The sequence below is a fragment of the Marinimicrobium koreense genome (assembly GCF_003762925.1).
Lineage (GTDB): Bacteria > Pseudomonadota > Gammaproteobacteria > Pseudomonadales > Cellvibrionaceae > Marinimicrobium > Marinimicrobium koreense.
The window spans coordinates 1-6,190 of the sequence record NZ_RJUK01000005.1; the positions used below are offsets into that span (position 1 = coordinate 1).

2 tRNA genes and 3 rRNA genes are annotated in these 6,190 nt (G+C 52.6%); all 5 read left to right on the top strand.

Features of this window, described 5'->3' with window-relative positions:
- Positions 1–524: 524 nt before the first annotated feature.
- The 5 genes from EDC38_RS16300 (at position 525) to rrf (ending at position 5,887) form a co-directional block, all read left to right on the top strand.
- Positions 525–2,056: ribosomal RNA gene (locus EDC38_RS16300) — 16S ribosomal RNA — on the top strand.
- A 152-nt stretch (positions 2,057–2,208) separates the two neighbouring features.
- Positions 2,209–2,285 (top strand) — tRNA-Ile (locus EDC38_RS16305).
- Positions 2,286–2,391: 106 nt separating this feature from the next.
- Positions 2,392–2,467, top strand: a tRNA-Ala gene (locus EDC38_RS16310).
- A gap of 268 nt (positions 2,468–2,735) precedes the next feature.
- Positions 2,736–5,624 (top strand): 23S ribosomal RNA (locus tag EDC38_RS16315).
- A gap of 147 nt (positions 5,625–5,771) precedes the next feature.
- Positions 5,772–5,887: ribosomal RNA gene (rrf, locus tag EDC38_RS16320) — 5S ribosomal RNA — on the top strand.
- The 16S, 23S and 5S rRNA genes sit together here with 2 tRNA genes alongside, the layout of an rRNA operon.
- Positions 5,888–6,190 lie beyond the last annotated feature (303 nt).

Consider the following 6,190-nt stretch of genomic DNA (forward strand, 5'->3'; position numbering starts at 1 on the left):
TTTCAAAAAGTACTTGCGCGCCCCGGATCATATCCGTATAGTTCGCGCCTCTTCCGGAGTGAAGGGTCAGCCAAAAGGACGAGGCGCTGCTTGAAAAACTTTTTGAAAATTAAGGGTTTACAAGCAAAAGTTAAAGTGTATAATGCGCAGCTCCTGACGGATGAGGAGCGAATCACGAAGTCCGCGAAGCGGTGTTTGGGTTCGGCGTTTTGAGAAGGTTTTTGACGGCTCTTCGGAGCCGACAAAAAAGTTTCAAAAAACGCTTGCTAAAACGGATTTGATGCGTATAATTCGCATCCCACGGTTGAGGCGCTGCCCTCGCCGAGAGTTCTTTAAAAGTGAGATCAAGCAATGCGTGTGGGCGCTTGCGAGGCAATCGGCGACACAAGATTGTCAGACGCAAGTGACTCATCAATTCATCAGTAATGATGTTTTAAGGTTAACGAGCGTCTGAGCACGATTTAAGATTCTTGAGGTATTCAGATAGTTGTTTGCAGTTGTCTGAAATAAGAATCGCACTCTTTAAACTGAAGAGTTTGATCATGGCTCAGATTGAACGCTGGCGGCAGGCCTAACACATGCAAGTCGAGCGAGAAAGCCCTTCGGGGTGAGTACAGCGGCGGACGGGTGAGTAACGCGTGGGAATCTGCCCAGTAGTGGGGGACAACAGCCGGAAACGGCTGCTAATACCGCATACGCCCTACGGGGGAAAGCAGGGGATCTTCGGACCTTGTGCTATTGGATGAGCCCGCGTCAGATTAGCTTGTTGGTGGGGTAATGGCCTACCAAGGCGACGATCTGTAGCTGGTCTGAGAGGATGATCAGCCACATCGGGACTGAGACACGGCCCGAACTCCTACGGGAGGCAGCAGTGGGGAATATTGGACAATGGGGGCAACCCTGATCCAGCCATGCCGCGTGTGTGAAGAAGGCCTTCGGGTTGTAAAGCACTTTCAGCGAGGAGGAAAGCCTGATGGCTAATACCCATCGGGGGTGACGTTACTCGCAGAAGAAGCACCGGCTAACTCCGTGCCAGCAGCCGCGGTAATACGGAGGGTGCAAGCGTTAATCGGAATTACTGGGCGTAAAGCGCACGTAGGCGGCGAGTTAAGCTAGCTGTGAAAGCCCCGGGCTCAACCTGGGAACTGCAGTTAGAACTGGCTAGCTAGAGTACGGTAGAGGAGTGTGGAATTTCCTGTGTAGCGGTGAAATGCGTAGATATAGGAAGGAACATCAGTGGCGAAGGCGACACTCTGGACTGATACTGACGCTGAGGTGCGAAAGCGTGGGGAGCAAACAGGATTAGATACCCTGGTAGTCCACGCCGTAAACGATGTCTACTAGCCGTTGGGAGCCTTGAGCTCTTAGTGGCGCAGCTAACGCACTAAGTAGACCGCCTGGGGAGTACGGCCGCAAGGTTAAAACTCAAATGAATTGACGGGGGCCCGCACAAGCGGTGGAGCATGTGGTTTAATTCGACGCAACGCGAAGAACCTTACCAGGCCTTGACATCCTTGGAACTTAGCAGAGATGCTTTGGTGCCTTCGGGAGCCAAGTGACAGGTGCTGCATGGCTGTCGTCAGCTCGTGTCGTGAGATGTTGGGTTAAGTCCCGTAACGAGCGCAACCCTTGTCCTTAGTTGCCAGCACGTAATGGTGGGAACTCTAAGGAGACTGCCGGTGACAAACCGGAGGAAGGTGGGGACGACGTCAAGTCATCATGGCCCTTACGGCCTGGGCTACACACGTGCTACAATGGGCGGTACAAAGGGTTGCCAATCCGCGAGGTGGAGCTAATCCCGAAAAACCGTTCGTAGTCCGGATTGGAGTCTGCAACTCGACTCCATGAAGTCGGAATCGCTAGTAATCGTGAATCAGAATGTCACGGTGAATACGTTCCCGGGCCTTGTACACACCGCCCGTCACACCATGGGAGTGGGTTGCACCAGAAGTGGCTAGTCTAACCTCGGAGGACGGTCACCACGGTGTGATTCATGACTGGGGTGAAGTCGTAACAAGGTAGCCCTAGGGGAACCTGGGGCTGGATCACCTCCTTAAACGATACGCCGTTTCGCTTCGTAAGCGTCCACACGCATTGCTTGATCGACTGGATTAGCAGTAATAACTCTGCAAGCTACAAGCCATAAGCTGCAGGCTGGGGCTCAACTTAGTTGAGGCTTTCGCTTGAGCTTGAAGACGAAAGTTTTATAGGCCTGTAGCTCAGCTGGTTAGAGCGCACCCCTGATAAGGGTGAGGTCGGCAGTTCAAGTCTGCCCAGGCCTACCACTTTTCCGCCAGGCGGCGCTGCGCAAAAGCTCACGTGTTGTTAACACGCTACGCTTTCCCGCATCACCACCTGACGAAAAAGCCATTTCCTTGCTTGGAAATATTTGGGGCTATAGCTCAGCTGGGAGAGCGCCTGCCTTGCACGCAGGAGGTCAGCGGTTCGATCCCGCTTAGCTCCACCACTTTCAATCTTTACTGCTAATTGTTAGAAGTCAGTCAATTGACTTTTTAATCGAAGAATCGATTAGAGAAGTTAACTGACTGGTTTTTACGCCAGATGCTCTTTAACAAGGTGATACAGTAAGTTGTACATTGCTGATTAATTTGACGATTGTGTATCTCTACACAAAAGTCCGGCGATCGCAACGACTTACATTGAAACGTGACAGTTTACTGTGACGGTTTAATGAAGCGTTGTGATTAATCGTAAAGCAGTCGTTTGTGTTATATGGTCAAGCGACTAAGCGCACACGGTGGATGCCTAGGCAGTTGGAGGCGATGAAGGACGTAGGAGCCTGCGATAAGCGCGGGGGAGCTGGCAAACACGCTATGATCCCGCGATTTCCGAATGGGGAAACCCACCCGTCGTAAGTCGGGTATCCCATACTGAATACATAGGTATGGGAGGCGAACCCGGGGAACTGAAACATCTAAGTACCCGGAGGAAAAGAAATCAACCGAGATTCCCCTAGTAGCGGCGAGCGAACGGGGACCAGCCCTTAAGCAACTTATGTCTTAGTGGAACCTTCTGGAAAGTTGGGCGATACAGGGTGATAGCCCCGTACACGAAAAGGCATTTGTTGTGAAATCGAGTAGGTCGGGACACGTGTTATCCTGACTGAATATGGGGGGACCATCCTCCAAGGCTAAATACTCCCAACTGACCGATAGTGAACCAGTACCGTGAGGGAAAGGCGAAAAGAACCCCTGTGAGGGGAGTGAAATAGATCCTGAAACCGTGTGCGTACAAGCAGTCGGAGCGGACTTGTTCCGTGACGGCGTACCTTTTGTATAATGGGTCAGCGACTTATTGTCTGTGGCAAGGTTAACCGTATAGGGGAGCCGTAGGGAAACCGAGTCTTAATAGGGCGTCCAGTCGCAGGCAATAGACCCGAAACCCGGCGATCTATCCATGGGCAGGTTGAAGGTGCCGTAACAGGCACTGGAGGACCGAACTCACGTATGTTGAAAAATGCGGAGATGACCTGTGGATCGGAGTGAAAGGCTAATCAAGCCGGGAGATAGCTGGTTCTCCCCGAAAGCTATTTAGGTAGCGCGTCATATCTCACCCACGGGGGTAGAGCACTGTTTGGGCTAGGGGGTCATCCCGACTTACCAACCCCATGCAAACTCCGAATACCGTGGAGTGCAATTATGGCAGACAGACGGCGGGTGCTAACGTTCGTCGTCAAGAGGGCAACAACCCAGACCGCCAGCTAAGGTCCCAAATACCAGTTAAGTGGGAAACGATGTGGGAAGGCACAGACAGCTAGGAGGTTGGCTTAGAAGCAGCCATCCTTTAAAGAAAGCGTAATAGCTCACTAGTCGAGTCGGCCTGCGCGGAAGATGTAACGGGGCTCAAACTGGTAACCGAAGCTGCGGATGCAACTTGTTGCATGGTAGGGGAGCGTTCTGTACGCCTGCGAAGGTGAGCCGAGAGGCTTGCTGGAGGTATCAGAAGTGCGAATGCTGACATGAGTAACGATAATGGGAGTGAAAAACTCCCACGCCGGAAGACCAAGGGTTCCTGTCCAACGCTAATCGGGACAGGGTTAGTCGGCCCCTAAGGTGAGGCCGAAAGGCGTAATCGATGGGAAACAGGTTAACATTCCTGTACTTCTCTTTACTGCGATGGAGGGACGGAGAAGGCTAGGCCAGCACGGCGTTGGTTGTCCGTGTTTAAGGTTGTAGGCTGAGAGCTTAGGTAAATCCGGGCTCTTAAGGCCGAGAACTGATGACGAGTGCTCTTTTTAGAGCGCGAAGTGGTTGATGCCATGCTTCCAAGAAAAGCTTCTAAGCTTCAGGTAAAGAGGAACCGTACTCGAAACCGACACAGGTGGTCAGGTAGAGAATACCAAGGCGCTTGAGAGAACTCGGGTGAAGGAACTAGGCAAAATGGTACCGTAACTTCGGGAGAAGGTACGCTGCTGGCGGTGATGGGACTTGCTCCCTAAGCTGTTGGCAGCCGAAGTGACCAGGTGGCTGCGACTGTTTATTAAAAACATAGCACTCTGCAAACACGTAAGTGGACGTATAGGGTGTGACGCCTGCCCGGTGCCGGAAGGTTAAATGATGGGGTTAGCTTCGGCGAAGCTCTTGATTGAAGCCCCGGTAAACGGCGGCCGTAACTATAACGGTCCTAAGGTAGCGAAATTCCTTGTCGGGTAAGTTCCGACCTGCACGAATGGCGTAACGATGGCCACGCTGTCTCCACCCGAGACTCAGTGAAATTGAAATCGCTGTTAAGATGCAGTGTACCCGCGGCTAGACGGAAAGACCCCGTGAACCTTTACTATAGCTTTACACTGAACTCTGAGCCTATTTGTGTAGGATAGGTGGGAGGCTTTGAAGCGCTAACGCCAGTTAGCGTGGAGCCAACCTTGAAATACCACCCTGGTATGTTTGGGGTTCTAACGCAGGTCCCTTATCGGGATCGCGGACAGTGTATGGTGGGTAGTTTGACTGGGGCGGTCTCCTCCCAAAGAGTAACGGAGGAGCACGAAGGTTGGCTAATCCTGGTCGGAAATCAGGAGGTTAGTGTAATGGCACAAGCCAGCTTAACTGCGAGACTGACACGTCGAGCAGGTACGAAAGTAGGTCATAGTGATCCGGTGGTTCTGTATGGAAGGGCCATCGCTCAACGGATAAAAGGTACTCCGGGGATAACAGGCTGATACCGCCCAAGAGTTCACATCGACGGCGGTGTTTGGCACCTCGATGTCGGCTCATCACATCCTGGGGCTGAAGCCGGTCCCAAGGGTATGGCTGTTCGCCATTTAAAGTGGTACGCGAGCTGGGTTTAGAACGTCGTGAGACAGTTCGGTCCCTATCTGCCGTGGGCGTTGGAGAATTGAGAAGAGCTGCTCCTAGTACGAGAGGACCGGAGTGGACGAACCTCTGGTGTTCGGGTTGTGATGCCAATCGCATTGCCCGGTAGCTACGTTCGGACGGGATAACCGCTGAAAGCATCTAAGCGGGAAGCCTCCTTCAAGATAAGTTCTCCCTGGAGCTTCGAGCTCCCTAAAGGGCCGTGGAAGACTACCACGTTGATAGGCTGGGTGTGGAAGCGCTGCGAGGCGTTGAGCTAACCAGTACTAATTGCCCGTGAGGCTTGACCATATAACAGAGACGACTGAATACGACAGCCGGACTTCTGTGCAGAGACGCAATCGACAAAGCACTGTGCAACTTACTGTATCACCACCCTATTTGAGAATGGCGGCACTCGACTAAGAGATAAGACCAACCCGGACTCAAACCAGTTTGCTTGACGATCATAGCGAGTTGGAACCACCTGATCCCATTCCGAACTCAGAAGTGAAACGACTTAGCGCCGATGGTAGTGTGGGGTTTCCCCATGTGAGAGTAGGTCATCGTCAAGCTCTTAAATTGAAATACCCCGAATCAGTAATGGTTCGGGGTATTTTTTTGCGTGGCTCGCGCCGGAGCGGGGGCGCTTGCCGATGACAGATAACTGCTCCTGCGTTATCTGCATACACTACATCCATGTAGATACCCTGCGGTCATGGTCATCGATGCCATCCCTGGCATCGACCCCATCCCTGGCATCGACCCTGCGGGCAGCCTCCGGCTGTGCCCGTTCGCTCCGGGCGAACGGGTCAAGCTCTTAAATTAAAACGCCCTGTCGGTAACCCGGCAGGGCGTTTTTCTTGTGTGCCAGAAAA